The organism is Enterobacter chuandaensis (assembly GCF_003594915.1).
Lineage (GTDB): Bacteria > Pseudomonadota > Gammaproteobacteria > Enterobacterales > Enterobacteriaceae > Enterobacter > Enterobacter chuandaensis.
Window position 1 is genome coordinate 131,419 of the sequence record NZ_QZCS01000008.1, and the last position, 16,676, is coordinate 148,094.

At 57.1% G+C, this 16,676-nt stretch carries 15 protein-coding genes; 5 read left to right on the top strand and 10 right to left on the bottom strand.

What is annotated here, in order from left to right:
- The first annotated feature begins 34 nt into the window (after positions 1-34).
- Complete coding sequence (gene bioH, locus D5066_RS14285; RefSeq protein ID WP_080329048.1) at positions 35-808, top strand: pimeloyl-ACP methyl ester esterase BioH; 774 nt, start codon at positions 35-37, stop codon at positions 806-808.
- 111 nt (positions 809-919) lie between these two features.
- Positions 920-1,189: a YdgH/BhsA/McbA-like domain containing protein gene (locus D5066_RS14290; protein WP_023309499.1), complete on the top strand. Its 270-nt coding sequence runs from the start codon at positions 920-922 to the stop codon at positions 1,187-1,189.
- A 33-nt stretch (positions 1,190-1,222) separates the two neighbouring features.
- On the opposite strand, the gene feoC is transcribed toward D5066_RS14290, so the two are convergent.
- The 5 genes from feoC to greB form a co-directional block, all read right to left on the bottom strand.
- Entirely contained in the window at positions 1,223-1,459 is a 237-nt protein-coding gene (gene feoC, locus D5066_RS14295; protein WP_047743474.1) for a [Fe-S]-dependent transcriptional repressor FeoC, read from the bottom strand.
- A 12-nt stretch (positions 1,460-1,471) separates the two neighbouring features.
- The gene (gene feoB, locus D5066_RS14300; RefSeq protein WP_119916342.1) at positions 1,472-3,790 is read right to left on the bottom strand and encodes a Fe(2+) transporter permease subunit FeoB; all 2,319 of its coding nucleotides are present in this window, start codon (positions 3,788-3,790) and stop codon (positions 1,472-1,474) included.
- Positions 3,791-3,820: 30 nt separating this feature from the next.
- The gene (gene feoA, locus D5066_RS14305; RefSeq protein WP_008503050.1) at positions 3,821-4,048 is read right to left on the bottom strand and encodes a ferrous iron transporter A; all 228 of its coding nucleotides are present in this window, start codon (positions 4,046-4,048) and stop codon (positions 3,821-3,823) included.
- A 301-nt stretch (positions 4,049-4,349) separates the two neighbouring features.
- On the bottom strand, positions 4,350-6,680 hold the full coding sequence (locus tag D5066_RS14310) for a Tex family protein (RefSeq protein ID WP_119916343.1): 2,331 nt from the start codon (positions 6,678-6,680) through the stop codon (positions 4,350-4,352).
- A gap of 86 nt (positions 6,681-6,766) precedes the next feature.
- Positions 6,767-7,240: a transcription elongation factor GreB gene (gene greB / locus D5066_RS14315; protein WP_014885539.1), complete on the bottom strand. Its 474-nt coding sequence runs from the start codon at positions 7,238-7,240 to the stop codon at positions 6,767-6,769.
- Positions 7,241-7,469: 229 nt separating this feature from the next.
- Here greB and ompR point away from each other — a divergent pair, with 229 nt between their 5' ends.
- Entirely contained in the window at positions 7,470-8,189 is a 720-nt protein-coding gene (gene ompR, locus D5066_RS14320) for an osmolarity response regulator transcription factor OmpR (protein ID WP_001157751.1), read from the top strand.
- Positions 8,186-9,532 carry a two-component system sensor histidine kinase EnvZ gene (envZ, locus tag D5066_RS14325; RefSeq protein ID WP_023309494.1) on the top strand — a complete coding sequence of 449 codons (1,347 nt, stop codon included), beginning with the start codon at positions 8,186-8,188 and terminating at the stop codon, positions 9,530-9,532. Before ompR ends, envZ begins: the two co-directional genes overlap by 4 nt.
- A gap of 96 nt (positions 9,533-9,628) precedes the next feature.
- Here envZ and pckA read toward each other — a convergent pair whose 3' ends face one another.
- The 5 genes from pckA to D5066_RS14350 all read right to left on the bottom strand — a co-directional run bounded on the left by pckA (position 9,629) and on the right by D5066_RS14350 (position 15,790).
- A complete protein-coding gene (gene pckA / locus D5066_RS14330; RefSeq protein ID WP_045259359.1) occupies positions 9,629-11,248 on the bottom strand; it encodes a phosphoenolpyruvate carboxykinase (ATP) in 1,620 nt (539 codons plus the stop codon).
- A 355-nt stretch (positions 11,249-11,603) separates the two neighbouring features.
- On the bottom strand, positions 11,604-12,488 hold the full coding sequence (hslO, locus tag D5066_RS14335; protein WP_162269339.1) for an Hsp33 family molecular chaperone HslO: 885 nt from the start codon (positions 12,486-12,488) through the stop codon (positions 11,604-11,606).
- A gap of 18 nt (positions 12,489-12,506) precedes the next feature.
- Positions 12,507-12,908, bottom strand: coding sequence for a ribosome-associated heat shock protein Hsp15 (hslR, locus tag D5066_RS14340; protein ID WP_080329044.1), 402 nt, complete (start codon positions 12,906-12,908; stop codon positions 12,507-12,509).
- Positions 12,905-13,588, bottom strand: a complete 684-nt coding sequence (gene yrfG, locus D5066_RS14345) for a GMP/IMP nucleotidase (RefSeq protein WP_080329043.1) — start codon at positions 13,586-13,588, stop codon at positions 12,905-12,907. The genes hslR and yrfG overlap by 4 nt, the downstream gene beginning before the upstream one ends.
- A gap of 66 nt (positions 13,589-13,654) precedes the next feature.
- A complete protein-coding gene (locus D5066_RS14350) occupies positions 13,655-15,790 on the bottom strand; it encodes an intracellular growth attenuator family protein (protein ID WP_119916344.1) in 2,136 nt (711 codons plus the stop codon).
- Between the two features lie 322 nt (positions 15,791-16,112).
- Here D5066_RS14350 and nudE point away from each other — a divergent pair, with 322 nt between their 5' ends.
- Complete coding sequence (nudE, locus tag D5066_RS14360) at positions 16,113-16,673, top strand: ADP compounds hydrolase NudE (protein ID WP_008503041.1); 561 nt, start codon at positions 16,113-16,115, stop codon at positions 16,671-16,673.
- Positions 16,674-16,676: the final 3 nt, after the last annotated feature.

The window sequence follows — 16,676 nt, forward strand, 5'->3', positions numbered from 1 at the left end:
GCAACCTCCATGTGAAAAAAGAGAACAGTAACTGATGAAGACGCTGTGGTGGCAGACCGTAGGGACAGGAAATTGCCATCTTGTGCTGCTGCACGGATGGGGCCTGAACGCGGAAGTATGGCATTGCATAAGCGAGGAACTTGCCTCGCACTTTACGTTACATCTGGTCGATCTGCCGGGCTACGGTCGCAGCCGCGGCTTTGGCGCGATGTCGCTTGATGAGATGGCGCAACAGGTTGTGGACGCCGCGCCGCAAAATGCCATCTGGCTGGGCTGGAGTCTGGGCGGGCTGGTGGCAAGCCAGATTGCGCTCACCAGGCCCGAGCGCGTAAAGGCGCTGGTCACCGTGGCCTCGTCGCCATGCTTTAGCGCGCAAGAGGCGTGGCCCGGCATCAAACCTGAGGTTCTGGCGGGCTTTCAGCAGCAGCTGAGCGACGATTTCCAGCGGACCGTCGAGCGATTCCTCGCCTTGCAGACGATGGGCACCGAAACCGCGCGCCAGGATGCCAGAGCGCTGAAACAGGTGGTACTTTCCCTGCCGATGCCGGACGTTGACGTGCTTAACGGAGGGCTGGAGATCCTGAAAACGGTTGACCTGCGTGAGCCGCTGGCCGGGCTGACCCTGCCGCACCTGCGCATCTATGGCTATCTCGACGGGCTGGTACCGCGCAAAGTGGTTCCATTACTGGATTCCCTCTGGCCGGACAGCGAATCACAGGTCATTGCCAAAGCCGCACATGCGCCGTTTATCTCCCATCCGGTTGAATTTTGTTCAGCGCTTGTTGCGTTAAGTCAACGTTTAGACTGATTATTTTCTATCCAGCCTGGAAAAAGTAACACACCGCAACCATACTCCAGATGTCGTTGCGGTTGTTCTGCCTACGATAATCAAAACAACAATCCTATGGAGAGTCAGGCTATGAAACTTGTTACAGGTATTGTCACTTCTCTGGTTATTGGGTCACTGTCATTTGGCGTCTTTGCAGCGAAAGAGCTGGAAAAAGATAAAGTTGCCGGGATGAATCTGACGAAAATTGGTGAGATTTCTACGTCTGACACCACTGCGCCGATGGATGCAAGAAAAGAGCTGTCGAAGAAAGCGGATGAGCTGGGCGGGACATACTACGTCGTCACCAGCGCAGAAAAACAGACCAAAAACGTTCGCGCTACTGCGGACGTCTATAAGTAATACGATAAAGCCGGGCAGCAATGCCCGGCTTTGTTAGCGCAGTGCCCACCACTCCCTGAGGCAGGCCTTTCCTTCCGGGCAGCTTTTACAACTGCCGGAGAGGCAACCCTCCGCGTCCTCCTGAATCCGCACGGCTTTACCCATCGCTTCCAGGCGTTCCAGCATGGCATCGATCATCGGCTGCGGCGTATGCAGGCTGAGGCTGAGCTGCTTTGCCTCCATCCGCCCCTGAAGCGCCAGCAGGTCACGAACCTGAATCAACGATGCCATCTGTTTTCCCCCTTAGTGACAGTCGCCAGCCGGGCTGTTGCAGCAGGTGGCCGGGGTTTTACGCGTCGCCAGCAGGTTGATATCAACGCGGCTCCGCGCCCGGCGCAGCAGGCCAATTACAATTACGTTAAACAGGACGACCGCCAGAATGCTGACCAGGCTGTAGCGCGGGTGCTGGCTGAAGTTAACGGTCTGATAAAACAGCGTCGCCAGCGAGTAAGCGATATTCAGCCCCCACAGGATGGAGAAGCCCATCCAGCCGCGGCTGGACTCGCGGGCAATCGCCCCCATCACTGAGATGCACGGAATATAAAGCAGAACAAAGATGAGGTAGCTGTAGGCCGCAGACGCGCTGCCAAACTTCTCGCCCATCACGCCCATGGCACCGGTCGCCATTTCGCCGTCGCCTTTGCTGGCCTCAATCGGGTTCGCCAGCACGCTCAGGCTGAAGGTGTCTTTCAGGCTCTGCCAGGTTTCCTCTACGGCACCCAGCAGTTCGTCACCGAGGTGAAACTCCGCCGGGTTAAATTCCTGCTCCTGAATGTTCTCTGCGGTGTAGAGCGTGTTCAGCGTCCCGACGACCACCTCTTTTGCCATCGCACCGGTGAACAGGCCCACGGTCGCCTGCCAGTTATCCTCCTGCACGCCAATCGGTTTGAAGACCGGCGTGATGACGCGGCTGACGGAGGCAAGGGCAGAGTCGTTGATGTTGTCTGCCGCCTGACCGGTGAGGGTGAAGCTGTTCAACGCGCTCAGGAAGATACTGACGATGACAATCACCTTACCGGCGCGCAGCACGAAGCCTTTCAGGCGCTGCCAGGTCTGGATCGCCAGGCTTTTCAGATGCGGAACGTGATAGACCGGCAGCTCCATTACAAACGGTGATGCTTCACCGCGCATGATGGTGTGCTTCAGCATCAGACCAGTCAGGATCGCCATCACGATGCCCAGCACGTACAGCGAAAAGACCGCCAGCGCGCCCTGCTGGCCAAAGAAGGCTGCGGCAAAGACCGCAAAGATTGCCAGACGGGCACCGCAGGACATAAACGGCGCCATCATGATGGTCATCAGGCGCTCGCGCGGCGCATCAAGCGTGCGTGCGCCCATTACCGACGGCACGTTACAGCCGAAGCCGACAATCAGCGGGACGAAGGATTTACCCGGCAGACCCAGCGCCTGCATCAGACGATCCATGACGAACGCGGCGCGGGCCATGTAGCCGGAATCTTCCAGGAACGAGAGGAACAGGTACATCATGCCGATCTGCGGCACCAGCGGCAGAACGGTGTTGATACCGCCGCCGATCCCCTGTGCGAGGAAGATGGTTAACCATTCCGGGAAGTGCAGGGTGTAACCCACCCACTGAATACCGTGCACGAAGACCGCGACGGAACCGGCGTCGAAAATGGGCTGGAGTGCGCCACCGATGTTAATGGCGAGCAGGAACATCACGTACATCACCAGCAGGAAGATGGGCAAACCGAGGAAGCGGTTAAGCACAACTTTATCCACCGCCGCCGTAAAGCGGCTGGGCTCTGCCGTCAGGGCGTTGCTGACAACGTCGCAAATCGAGGCGATGGCCTGATAACGCGCATCGGCGATGTGCAGCGCCGGGTCGTCCAGCTCGTCGCTAAGACGGGCCACCGTCGCGTCCAGCTTATCTGCCGCATGCCCGGCGTAAGCGCGGCTGTAGATATCCCCTTCCAGCATCTGCAGGCCGAGCCACAGACGCTGTTTCGCAGGCATGCTGTTGTCCATCTCCTGCGCCAGCAGATCGGCTTCGCGCAGCAGGGGCTGGGCGTAGTGCACCAGCTCAACGTCGCGGTTTCCCGCGTGACGGTCAATCGCCAGCTTCAGGGCGTCGATACCGCGAGCGCGCGTTGAGACCAGCGGAACCACCGGACAGCCCAGGCGCGCGGAGAGCGCATCGACGTCGATGCGCAGCTTTTGTTTTTCCGCAATGTCGAGCATGTTGAGCGCCACGATGCAGGGGATCCCCAGCTCCAGCAGTTGCAGCGTCAGGTAAAGGTTTCGCTCGAGGTTGGAGACGTCAACTACGTTAATCAGCAGATCCGCGTCGCCGCCCAAAATGTAATGACAGGCGATCTGCTCATCGAGCGAGGTTTGCGACGAAATCGTGGTTAAGGAGTAGGTGCCGGGAAGGTCAACCAGGGTGACCTGATTGTCCGTTGTCGTGAACTGGCCTTCTTTACGTTCAACCGTCACGCCCGCCCAGTTGCCTACGCGCTGACGCGCCCCCGTCAGCTGGTTAAATAACGTTGTCTTGCCGGAATTAGGATTGCCAATTAAGCCAATAGTTAACTTTTTCATTTTTTTAGACTCACTGAAACCGCTGGCTTGTTATCGGGATAAGGCTTCGACTTCTATTAATGCGAGGTCTTTTTTACGCAGAACCAGATTGACGCGTCGGGTTTCGATATGAACAGGATCGCCTAACGGCGCCACGCGTACGACCTGGAATGACGAGCCCGGCAGCATGCCCAGCGACAGCAGCTTTTGCCGATAGGCTGGGCTAATTTCGCGGGTAAAACCGGTAATTTTCCATGCACTGTCTGGAGTGAATTGCATAATGCCTGATTCCACGAGAGGTTAAATAATCTACACTGCGATGATAATGAGAATAGTTTTTATCAGCAATAATTAAAATGTGACCGGATGTTGTTAATCGTATTAATTTGCGGTCTGCTTGACCTTGCTCAATATTTACGGAATTGAGGTGAAAATAAAAAGAAGGGTATTTGTTAACGAGGTGATAATTCGTGGTTTAAATATGGATATGCAATCGGTTTCATATTTTACGATATAATTTTTCCCCTCACCCCGGCCCTCTCCCCTTTGGGGAGAGGGTTAGGGTGAGGGGGGTGTTGCCTTAGCGTTTCTTACCCATCGCCGCCGCCAGCGCATCCATCATTGCGCTGTTGCCCGCAGGCTGGGCGTCACGCCCGCGCGGTTTTGCGGCTTTCGCGGCCGGACGCTGCTGCTCGCGGCCTCCGCCATTGCCGCCACGGCGCGCGTTGGTGTCGCCCGGCTGCTCGTCCAGACGCATGGTCAGGGCAATACGCTTGCGCTGCAGATCCACTTCCAGCACCTTCACCTTCACGATGTCGCCCGCTTTGACCACGGTGTGCGGGTCTTCAACGAACTTGTCGGCAAGGGAAGAGATATGCACCAGACCGTCCTGATGCACGCCGATATCCACAAACGCGCCGAAGTTGGTGACGTTGGTCACCGCGCCTTCCAGCACCATGCCCGGCAGGAGATCGTTCATGGTCTCGATGCCGTCAGCAAAGGTCGCCGTTTTGAACTCAGGACGCGGATCGCGGCCCGGTTTTTCCAGCTCTTTGATAATATCGGTGACGGTAGGCACGCCGAATTTGTCGTCGGTGAAGTCCACCGCTTTCAGGTTGCGCAGGGCGCCGCTGTCGCCCATCAGGTCTTTAAGCGCCTGCTGAGTCGCGGCCAGGATGCGCTCAACAACCGGGTACGCCTCCGGGTGAACGGTAGAGGCATCCAGCGGGTTATCGCCGTGGTTAATGCGCAGGAAGCCCGCGCACTGCTCAAAGGCTTTTGGCCCAAGACGGCTCACCTTCAGCAGCTGCTGACGGTTCTGGAACTGGCCGTTCTCATCGCGCCAGGCGACGATGTTCTGCGCCATCATGCGGGTTAAGCCCGCCACGCGGGTCAGCAGGGGAACGGAGGCGGTGTTCAGGTCAACGCCGACGGCGTTTACGCAGTCTTCCACCACCGCATCCAGCTTGCGCGCCAGCTGCGTCTGGCTCACGTCGTGCTGGTACTGGCCCACGCCGATGGATTTCGGGTCGATCTTCACGAGTTCGGCCAGCGGATCCTGCAGGCGGCGTGCGATAGAAACCGCACCGCGCAGGGAAACGTCCAGGTCCGGGAACTCCTGCGCCGCCAGCTCGGACGCGGAATAGACGGATGCCCCCGCTTCACTGACGATCACTTTCTGTGCCGTCACTTTCGGGAACTGCTTCTGCACGTCGAGGTAGAAACGTTCGGTTTCACGGGACGCCGTGCCGTTACCGATGGCAACCAGCTCCACGTTGTACTTCTCGCACAGCGCCGCCACCACGACGGCGGCTTTCGCTGCCTGCCCGGTATGCGGATAAATGGTATCGGTCGCCACCAGCTTGCCGGTGCCGTCAACCACTGCGACCTTCACGCCGGTACGCAGGCCCGGATCGAGACCCATGGTGGCGCGCAGGCCCGCAGGGGCAGCCATCAGCAGGTCGTGCAGGTTACGGGCGAAGACGTTGATCGCTTCATCTTCTGCGCGCTCGCGCACGGTGCCCATCAGCTCGGTTTCCAGATGCATCAGCACCTTGATGCGCCAGGTCCAGCTCACCACGCCTTTGCGCCAGCTGTCCGCCGGGGCGTTGTTCAGGCGCAGGCCAAGATGGTCGATGATGATCTGCTCGCAGTGGCTCTCTTTCGGCGGCTCGTCAAACTGCGGGTCGGCGTTCAGGGAGAGCTGGAGCACGCCTTCGTTGCGGCCGCGGAACATCGCCAGCGCGCGGTGTGAAGGGGTGGTTGAAATCGGTTCGTGGTGATCGAAGTAGTCGCGGAATTTCGCGCCTTCTTCCTCTTTACCTGCGACGACGGTAGAGACGATGTGGGCGTTCTTCCACAGATAATCACGCACTTTGGCGAGCAGTGCGGCGTCTTCGGCGAAGCGCTCCATCAGAATGTAGCGCGCGCCGTCCAGAGCGGCCTTGGTGTCGGCGACGCCTTTGTCGGCGTCGATGAATTTCGCCGCTTCGGCATCCGGGTCGTGAGAAGGTTCGTTCCACAGCAGATCGGCCAGCGGCTCAAGGCCCGCTTCAATCGCAATCTGCCCGCGCGTGCGGCGCTTCGGTTTGTAGGGCAGATAGAGATCTTCGAGTTCGGTTTTGCTCAGGGTGCCGTTAATGGCGCTTTCCAGCTCGCTGGTCAGCTTGCCCTGTTCGCCGATGGATTTGAGGATTGCCTGACGTCGGTCTTCCAGTTCGCGCAGATAGCCCAGACGGGTCTCCAGGTTACGCAACTGCGTGTCATCCAGACCGCCGGTGACTTCCTTACGATAACGTGCAATAAACGGCACGGTGTTCCCTTCATCAAGCAGGCGAACGGCAGCTTCTACCTGTTCGGCTCTGGCCTGAAGTTCACCCGCAATAATGCGGCAGAGCGAATCTTTCATCATGGCTTTATCATCTTGTGGGTCAAAAATCAGGGGATAGTTATACGGGCTGACACGGCAAAATGCCAGCCGGGGAGGGCGCTCTCGGACTATTTTACGTAGACGATCTCATTGACATACCAGCTGGCTTCACCGGCGGGGGTCTGAACGACGGCCAGGTCACCCACTTCTTTTTTCAGCAGCGCGCGGGCCATCGGGGAGTCGATAGAGATGTAATCCTTACGACCGAAAATTTCATCGTAACCGACGATGCGAAAACGCAGGGTATCACCGTCATCGTTTTCTATCTCCACCCACGCGCCGAAGAACACTTTGCCCTCCTGCTGCGGGGAGTAATCGACAATTTTGAGATTTTCGAGGCACTTGGTCAGGTAGCGTACCCGGCGGTCGATCTCACGCAGTCGCTTTTTGTTGTACTGATAGTCCGCATTTTCGCTGCGATCGCCCAGGCTGGCCGCCCAGGTCACCTTTTTGGTCACTTCAGGACGCTCTTCGCGCCAGAGGTAATCCATCTCTTTTTTAAGTTTTTCGTACCCTTCGCGGGTGATCAGGGGCGTTTTCATGGTGAAGCCTTTGCTGCCGGTTTTCTGTCTTTGCGCACAATACGTACCACACAGTGTAACAGACAGGAATAATAATGATTTATGTGATGAAATGAGCAGATAAGCTGCTGTTAAATATGCTTTGTAACAATTTCGACTAGAATTTATACCAGAATTCGCTGGTCGAATACGTGCACTTTTTTAGAATACGCTGTTACAAAGACTATCCGAACCTTTGGGAGTACACACAATGCAAGAGAACTACAAAATTCTGGTCGTGGATGACGACATGCGCCTGCGCGCGCTGCTTGAGCGTTATCTGACCGAGCAGGGCTTCCAGGTTCGTAGCGTCGCGAACGCTGAGCAGATGGATCGTCTGCTGACCCGTGAATCTTTCCATCTGATGGTCCTTGACCTGATGCTGCCTGGCGAAGACGGGCTTTCCATCTGCCGACGTCTGCGCAGCCAGAGCAACCCGATGCCAATCATCATGGTGACGGCGAAGGGTGAAGAGGTTGACCGTATTGTAGGCCTCGAAATCGGCGCGGACGACTATATTCCTAAACCGTTTAACCCGCGCGAACTGCTGGCGCGTATTCGCGCCGTGCTGCGCCGTCAGGCGAACGAGCTGCCGGGCGCGCCGTCGCAGGAAGAAGCCGTCATTGCCTTCGGCAAGTTCAAGCTGAACCTTGGCACCCGTGAGATGTTCCGTGAAGATGAGCCAATGCCGCTCACCAGCGGAGAGTTTGCCGTACTGAAAGCGCTGGTCAGCCACCCGCGCGAGCCGCTTTCCCGCGACAAGCTGATGAACCTGGCGCGCGGTCGCGAATATTCCGCAATGGAACGCTCCATCGACGTGCAGATCTCCCGCCTGCGCCGCATGGTGGAAGAAGATCCGGCGCATCCTCGCTATATTCAGACCGTATGGGGTCTGGGCTACGTGTTCGTCCCGGACGGCTCTAAAGCATGAGGCGAATGCGCTTCTCGCCGCGAAGCTCGTTTGCCCGCACCCTGTTACTGATCGTCACCCTGCTGTTCGTCAGCCTGGTGACGACCTACCTGGTGGTGCTGAACTTTGCGATCCTGCCGAGCCTCCAGCAGTTTAATAAGGTCCTGGCCTACGAAGTGCGTATGCTGATGACCGATAAGCTGCAGCTGGAGGACGGCACGCAGCTGGTTGTTCCCCCGGCGTTTCGCCGTGAAATCTACCGTGAGCTGGGCATTTCGCTCTATTCCAATGAAGCGGCAGAAGACGCTGGCCTGCGTTGGGCGCAGCACTATGAATTCCTCAGCCAGCAGATGGCGCAGCAGCTAGGTGGCCCAACGGAAGTGCGCGTTGAGGTCAACAAAAGCTCGCCCGTCGTCTGGCTGAAAACCTGGCTGTCACCCAATATCTGGGTGCGCGTTCCGCTGACCGAAATCCATCAGGGCGACTTCTCGCCGCTGTTCCGCTACACCCTGGCGATTATGCTGCTGGCGATAGGCGGCGCGTGGCTGTTTATCCGTATCCAGAACCGACCGCTGGTCGACCTGGAGCACGCGGCGCTGCAGGTCGGTAAAGGCATTATTCCACCCCCACTGCGCGAGTATGGCGCCTCTGAAGTGCGTTCAGTAACGCGCGCGTTTAACCATATGGCGGCAGGCGTGAAGCAGCTGGCTGACGACCGTACGCTGCTGATGGCGGGGGTCAGTCATGACCTGCGCACGCCGCTGACGCGTATTCGCCTGGCGACGGAGATGATGGGGGAAGAGGACGGTTATCTCGCCGAGTCCATCAACAAGGACATCGAAGAGTGTAATGCCATCATCGAGCAGTTCATTGACTACCTGCGTACCGGGCAGGAGATGCCGATGGAGATGGCGGATCTGAACGCGGTGCTGGGTGAAGTGGTGGCGGCGGAAAGCGGCTACGAGCGCGAGATTGATACCGACCTGCAGGCCGGTGAAATTCAGGTTCGTATGCACCCGCTCTCGATCAAACGTGCGGTCGCCAACATGGTGGTCAACGCGGCGCGCTACGGCAATGGCTGGATTAAAGTCAGCAGCGGGTCTGAACTCAACCGCGCCTGGTTCCAGGTGGAGGACGACGGTCCGGGCATTAAGCCTGAGCAGCGTAAGCATCTGTTCCAGCCGTTTGTGCGCGGCGACAGCGCGCGCAGCACCAGCGGAACGGGCTTAGGCCTGGCGATCGTGCAGCGTATTATCGATAACCATAACGGGTTGCTGGAGATTGGTACCAGCGAGCGGGGTGGGTTAAGCATTCGCGCCTGGTTACCGGTGCCGGTGACGCGAGGGCAGGTGAAAGAGAGTTAAAAAAGGTGCGGGCTGATGCCCTCACCCCGGCCCTCTCCCACGGGGAGAGGGAGAAAACATTAAAAAAGGCAACTTTCGTTGCCTTTTTGCTTTTACCTACAGCTTCGGTCCCGCACTCACCAGCGCTTCGCCTGCCGGTGTATCGGTATACTTCTCGAAGTTCTCAATAAACAACTTCGCCAGCGATTCCGCCTTCTCGCGCCACTGCTCCGGCGATCCGTAGGTGTTGCGCGGGTCAAGGATACGCGTGTCCACGCCCGGCAGTTCCGTCGGAATGGCCAGATCAAACATCGGCAGCGTGAAGGTTTCGGCGTTATCCAGAGAACCATCCAGAATGGCGTCGATAATGGCGCGGGTATCTTTGATAGAGATACGCTTGCCGGTGCCGTTCCAGCCGGTGTTCACCAGGTAGGCCTGCGCGCCGGAGGCCTGCATGCGCTTCACCAGCACTTCCGCGTACTGCGTCGGGTGCAGCGACAGGAATGCCGCGCCGAAGCAGGCGGAGAAGGTTGGGGTTGGCTCCGTGACGCCACGCTCGGTACCCGCCAGCTTGGCGGTAAAGCCGGAGAGGAAGTGGTACTGCGTCTGGCTGGCCGTCAGGCGGGAAACCGGTGGCAGCACGCCGAACGCATCCGCCGTCAGGAAAATCACCTTCGTGGCATGGCCCGCTTTTGACACCGGCTTGACGATGTTGTCGATGTGGTAGATCGGGTAAGAGACGCGGGTGTTTTCGGTCTTCGACGCGTCGTCGAAATCGATAGAGCCGTCGGCACGTACGGTGACGTTTTCCAGCAGCGCGTCGCGGCGGATCGCGTGGAAGATATCCGGCTCGGCCTCTTCAGACAGGCGAATGGTTTTCGCGTAGCAGCCGCCTTCGAAGTTAAACACGCCGTCATCGTCCCAACCGTGCTCGTCATCGCCAATCAGACGACGTTTTGGATCGGTGGAGAGGGTGGTTTTCCCGGTTCCGGAAAGACCGAAGAACACCGCCACGTCGCCTTTCTCGCCGACGTTCGCCGAGCAGTGCATGGAGGCGATACCGCGCAGCGGCAACAGGTAGTTCATGACCGAGAACATCCCTTTCTTCATTTCGCCGCCGTACCAGGTACCGCCGATCAGCTGAATACGCTCGGTCAGGTTGAAGGCAATGAAGTTTTCGGAGTTCAGACCCTGCTCTTTCCACTGTGGGTTGGTGCATTTCGCACCGTTCATCACGATGAAGTCAGGCGTGAAGTCCTGCAGCTCTTCGTCGGTCGGACGAATAAACATATTCTTAACGAAATGCGCCTGCCAGGCCACTTCGGTAATGAAACGCACGGAAAGGCGGGTGTCGGCGTTAGCGCCGCAGAAAGCGTCGACGATGAACAGACGCTTGCCGGAAAGTTGATGGGTGACGAGCCCTTTCAGATGCTGCCAGGTTTCCGGGGAGAGCGGTTTGTTGTCGTTCTTCCCTTTGCCTTTGTCAGCCCACCACAGCGTATCGCGAGTGGTTTCGTCTCGGACGATATACTTATCTTTCGGCGAACGACCGGTAAAAATACCGGTATCGACGGCGATAGCACCAAGATTCGTCAACACACCTCGCTCGTATCCTTCCAGTGCTGGATTGAGCTCTTCCTGATACAGCGTATCGTAGTCGGGGTTGTAGACGACTTCCTGGACGTCGTGAATACCATAAGCCTTGAGATCTTGCGGGGTTAAACCAGTAACACGCATATCACTGCTCCTTAGCCAATATGTACTGCCTGAAATTGTAGGGTCTTTCTGGGGATGTTAACCGCGACGGGGCTCATAGATTTATGCATCTGGACAAAACCCTTACTAACGGAAAACGCTGCGACTCCAGTCACAGTGCAGGCGGATTATCGCAGGAAACGCTTTTTGGTTGGGGAAAATGTTCCGAAAAGGTTAAAGGCTGGTGATTTTATCGGAAGGAATGTGAATGTAATCGCATACATGTAAGAAAATTACGTAAGGGTTACATTATGAAAACGATTCAGCTTTTGGGGGCAGCCCCTCACCCCAGCCCTCTCCCCAAAGGGGAGAGAGTTAGGGTGAGGGGGACAGAGGTTTAATGAACCTGCGGATCCGCCGGAGAGGCGTTATTGCGGATCTCAGCGATATCCATTGAATTGAACACGTAGTGCGTACCGCAGTAGTCACAGTGCATATCAATTTCGCCGTCTTCCGCCATGATGCTGTCGATCTCTTCATCCGGCAGGGTTTTCAATGCGCCAGCGCAGCGTTCGCGGGAGCAGGTGCACTTGAATTCCACCGCCTGCGGGTCGTACACGGTCACTTCTTCTTCGTGATACAGACGCCACAGCACGTCGGTCGCCGACAGGTTGAACAGCTCTTCCGCTTTGATGGTTTCGGTCAGCGTCGCCAGATGCTCAAAGTCATTGGTCTGCGCATCCTGTGCAGGCAGAACCTGCAGCAGCATGCCGCCCGCAGCAGGCTGGCCGTCCACTTCACCGGTACGGATGAACAGACGCGTTGGCAGCTGTTCGGAGCGCATGAAGTAGTCTTCCAGGCAGGCTGCCAGGGTATCACCTTCCAGACCAACGACGCCCTGATAGCGTTCACCTTCCTCCGGGGAGATGGTGATCACCAGGTAGCCATTGCCCACCAGCGTTTTGAGATCTGCATTTTCAGGCACGTCGCCCTGAACGCGCGCCACGCCGCGCATCTGCTGCTGGTTATTACCGTTGATCACTGCCAGCGTCATCGGGCCATCGCCCTGCAGCTGCACGGTGATATCACCGGCAAACTTCAGCGTGGCGGTCAGCAGGCTGGTGGCAACCAGCAGTTCGCCCAACAGGGTCTTCACCGGCAGCGGGTAGTTGTGGTTTTCCAGAATCTGTTTCCAGGTTTCGGATACGGTGACCAGCTCGCCGCGCACGGCGAATTGTTCAAACAGATAGCGGTGTAATTGGTCGTGTTGGGCCATTTTCATCTCTCGTGCGGGTGAGTGTTACTCAGTCTCACCGTGTTTAAATTTCATCAGATCGCGGCGCTCTTTTTTATCCGGTCGCCGGTCCGGGTGAGGCATCGTCAGCGCATTCATTTTGCGCGCCAGCGCGGTCTTCTCGCGCTTTTCAATGCTTTCAGCCGTCTCTTCATAAAGCAGTACGGCTTCCGATGCGGGCCGCCGCTGTTCGGTAATGGCTTTAACCACTACCGTACGTTCATCGTTGCCCTGGCGCAGCGTTAAGGTAGCGTTCAACTCAACCAGCTTGCTCGGCTTACTGCGCTGGCCGTTGTAATGCACTTTACCGCCATCAACCATCTCGCGGGCAAGGGCGCGCGTTTTATAAAAACGGGCTGCCCACAGCCATTTATCCAGTCTTACCCCGTCAGAGGGTTTTTCTTTCATGGCGTCTCCTTCACGGTCAGTGAGGGGATCATCTGGCGGTAGTCGTTCAGTCCAGGATGTCGCAGATAGCTTTTTTCAGCCAAGCCAGAGTCAGGATTGGTAACGCCCAGACAATAGCGAATGCCAAATGCTGCCGCAGAATCCAGAATGGGCTCGCTGTCGTCAATGAACAGCGTGCGCTCCGGCTGCAAACCGGTCTCTTCCTTCACCGCATGCCACAACCGCTGATCCTCTTTCGGATAACCAAATGTGTGGGTGGAAAGTAATAAATCAAGGTGCGACGCCAGCCCCGTATGCTCCAGCTTCACGGCCAGGTTATGCGGATGCGCGTTGGTCAGCAAAATACGGCGCTTGCCGCTTGCTTTCAGCGCATCCAGGAACGGAACCGTATCTTCGCGCAACACGGCGCGTGGTCCCTGGGCGGTGGTCATGGCACAAATATCCAAACCGAGGCGCTCGCTCCAGTAGTCAAGACAGTACCAGTTTAGCGTATGTTGTACCGCGCTATATTGCGAACGAATGAACGCCTGCGCTTCTGCCGGGGAAATACCCTGCTGCTCGCCATAGGTTTCCGGCACCAGCTTTTGCCAGAAATAGTTATCAAAGGCGAGATCGAGCAGCGTGCCGTCCATATCCAGCAGAACCGTGTCGACCTCCTGCCAGGCGATATCAAGATGCATAAGGGGAACTCCAGCCAGAAGAAACGTGCGCGACAGGGTAGCACATCTTGTCGCGCAACGACGTTATCAGATCAGGCTCTCAGAGGAGGGGATCAGCTTAGGATTAAGGCAGTTTTCGTAGTATTGCTGGATCTCAGCCAGACGCGTGCGCGAGCGCTGGTAGCGGCGCAGGGCCATAAAACCGTTCCAGAAAATGGAAACCAGCATGGCGAGCATCAGCAGAGAGGTGCCAATGTAACGCCACAGACCTGCGCTGTCCGGCATCCGGTGCAGGCCGATATGGCGGGTACCGTTGGCATCGGTATAAATACCGGTGACGATCCCTTCGGCACTGAACGGGGTTTGCATCAGCATCTGTGCCAGACGCTGGAACTGGGCCCACTGTTCCTGTGCCGGATAGTCATACAGCGCGACCTGCGGGTAAGGCTGGTCGACCAGGTCGCTGCCTTCATCGCTGGCAATCACAAAGCCACCCGGCGCCGGACTGTTGAGCGCCTGAGCCGCACGGGTGGTTTCACGCATCATAAACGGCGATGTCGAGGTGGCGACCAGGTTATCCAGCGACTCCGCGCTGACCGGACGCAGCAGCACGTTAACGCCATCCAGCCGTCCCGCTTCGGCGCGTTTTACCAGCGAGTCCCAGTCTTTGCTATTCCCGAGGTTAACCAGCGCGTTTTTGAGGCGTACACACTCATCCTGCGAGGAGCATAAATCCTGAGTTTTCAGGACAATGTCGCCGAAGTCATCCAGCAGCACCATGCCTGATTTCTGAATGGCCGAGCGTAGCGCGGGGCTGACGCGTGAATCATCATCCGGTTTCGGGTGCAGCTGGCGGTTGACCGTCTGGGTCAGCGCCGTGGCTTTATTCACCACTTCAGATTCCGGCAGCGGCAGCGGCGGCGCGTCGTTCCAGATAATTTGCGAGCAGTCGAACGGCATGAACGGTGAGTTCTGGCGCGTGTTCCACGCCCCCGGAGTGTGGATGTTACACATCCCGGTGCCTTTCAGGCGCAGCGTATCGCCTACACGTACACCCGCTTCATCGAGCTGGTTCACGCTGGTCGCTTCGATGGTCTGCGCCCCTTTGATCCACGACAGGGTGAATTTGATAGGCATATCCAGCGGCACGAAAAGCAGCAGCATGATGAATACGAGCGCGGCGCCTGCGGCGATAACCGTACTGCGCAGCCAGTGCTGAAGCGGGAAGTTTTTGACTTCATCATGCAGAGACAGGAAGCGCCCCTGACGCACAACGTGGCGGTCAAGGTAGATATCAATGTCGGTTTTCTGCCCTAAATCCTGCGCGATCCACGGCTGCCAGTGGCGCGGGTAAATCAGGTCGATGATACCGAGCGAAATATTGTTGAGATGCTCCTGATCGTTTTCGCCGAACAGGCCCCAGCGCTTTGGCGTGCCGCGCAGGCAGTGGATCTCTCGCAACGAGGTTTTTGCTGGCGGGGCAAAGATCCCCCACAGCCCGGCAGCCAGAAGCAGCACTGCGCCCCCCGCCAGCCATGGAACAAACACGTCCGGCGTCAGCAGGCAGACAAAAAAGAGCAGGAAAGCGGCAACGATCAGGATGGCTTCACGAATGCCGTCCGGACGGCTCAGGGCGTACTCTTCATGCGTCTCCTGACGAATGTTCAGCAGTTCAATCTGCTCGGTCTCTTCACCACGAATGGAGGCCTGCGTTGAACTCGCGCGCTCCAGCGCAAAGCGCGGGGCTTCGTGAAGATAATCATTCAGAGTATGGCCGTTGAGCGAGATAACCAGCGGCAGCGAATCGGTGTGAATCAGCTCAACGCTGTTTTCGTCGTTAATGTACTGCTCCCAGGACGGAGGCAGGTGCACTTCGACGGAATCGAGATAGTAGCGCCACTTGTTAGGGTCATCGGTGGTGATACCATAGCGTGTGATGGAGCGCGTTACGCAGAGCACGGTATCACTCTGCGCGTTAAGCTTCAGTGCGACAGGCGCAGCAGTAGCCCCCGTCGGCCCGGGCGTTAACTGAGAACGGTTAAGCGTTTCGAGATAGTTTTCAACCGCATCACGTTCGTCTTGCGTGAGTTTACGGGTTGTCGCCCCCGCGAAGGCATTTAAAAAAGGCAGCCGGTAACGGCGCTGCGCGCGTCGCCTGTACAGCCATCCTGCAATCAATGCGCTGGCCAGCATAGCAGCGAGAACAATCAAAATGGTGCTCATGCTTTCCCCATCTTACTTATCTTACAGGTGTAGTCAGTAGCACCTTTACATTGAATGAGAGTCTGTGGCTGGCTATCGGCAAGTATGGAGTCGAACTTGAGCATTCTGAAGCGCATCCCAGTGACCGGTGATGATAGCAAAGCCTGTCATGGCGCGATATCAGCAAATTCCTGGAAACATTTCAACCTCTTGACATTTGTTTTGAATTGAGGATTGATCCCGAATACGTTGCATAAATGTAAATAAAGAACAATTGACATTGCCGAAACCGTGCGGCATATCGCACAATAAAGCCAGTTCACACTGCTAAGACCCCATCAAGATGAGCAAACCACTACAAAAACCCACCATTCTGAATGTTGAAACTGTCGCCAAATCGCGCCTGTTTAATGTCGAGAGTGTGGATCTGGAGTTCAGCAACGGTGTGCGTCGTGTTTATGAACGTATGCGCCCCTCTTCGCGCGAAGCGGTGATGATCGTCCCTATCGTCGACGATCATCTGATTTTGATCCGCGAATACGCCGTGGGGACGGAATCTTACGAGCTTGGGTTCTCAAAAGGGCTCATCGACCCGGGTGAAACGGTTTTTGAAGCGGCAAACCGCGAGCTGAAAGAAGAGGTGGGGTTTGGCGCGAACGAGCTGTCGTTCCTGAAAAAGCTGAGCATGGCGCCGTCCTATTTTTCCAGCAAAATGAACATCGTGGTCGCGGAAGATCTCTATCCAGAATCACTGGAGGGCGATGAACCAGAGCCGCTGCCGCAGGTTCGCTGGCCGCTGGCGCATCTGATGGATCTGCTTGAGGACCCTGACTTTAACGAAGCTCGCAACGTGAGTGCGCTGTTCCTGGTTCGCGAGTGGCTGAAGGGGCAAGGGCGGCTGTAGGAC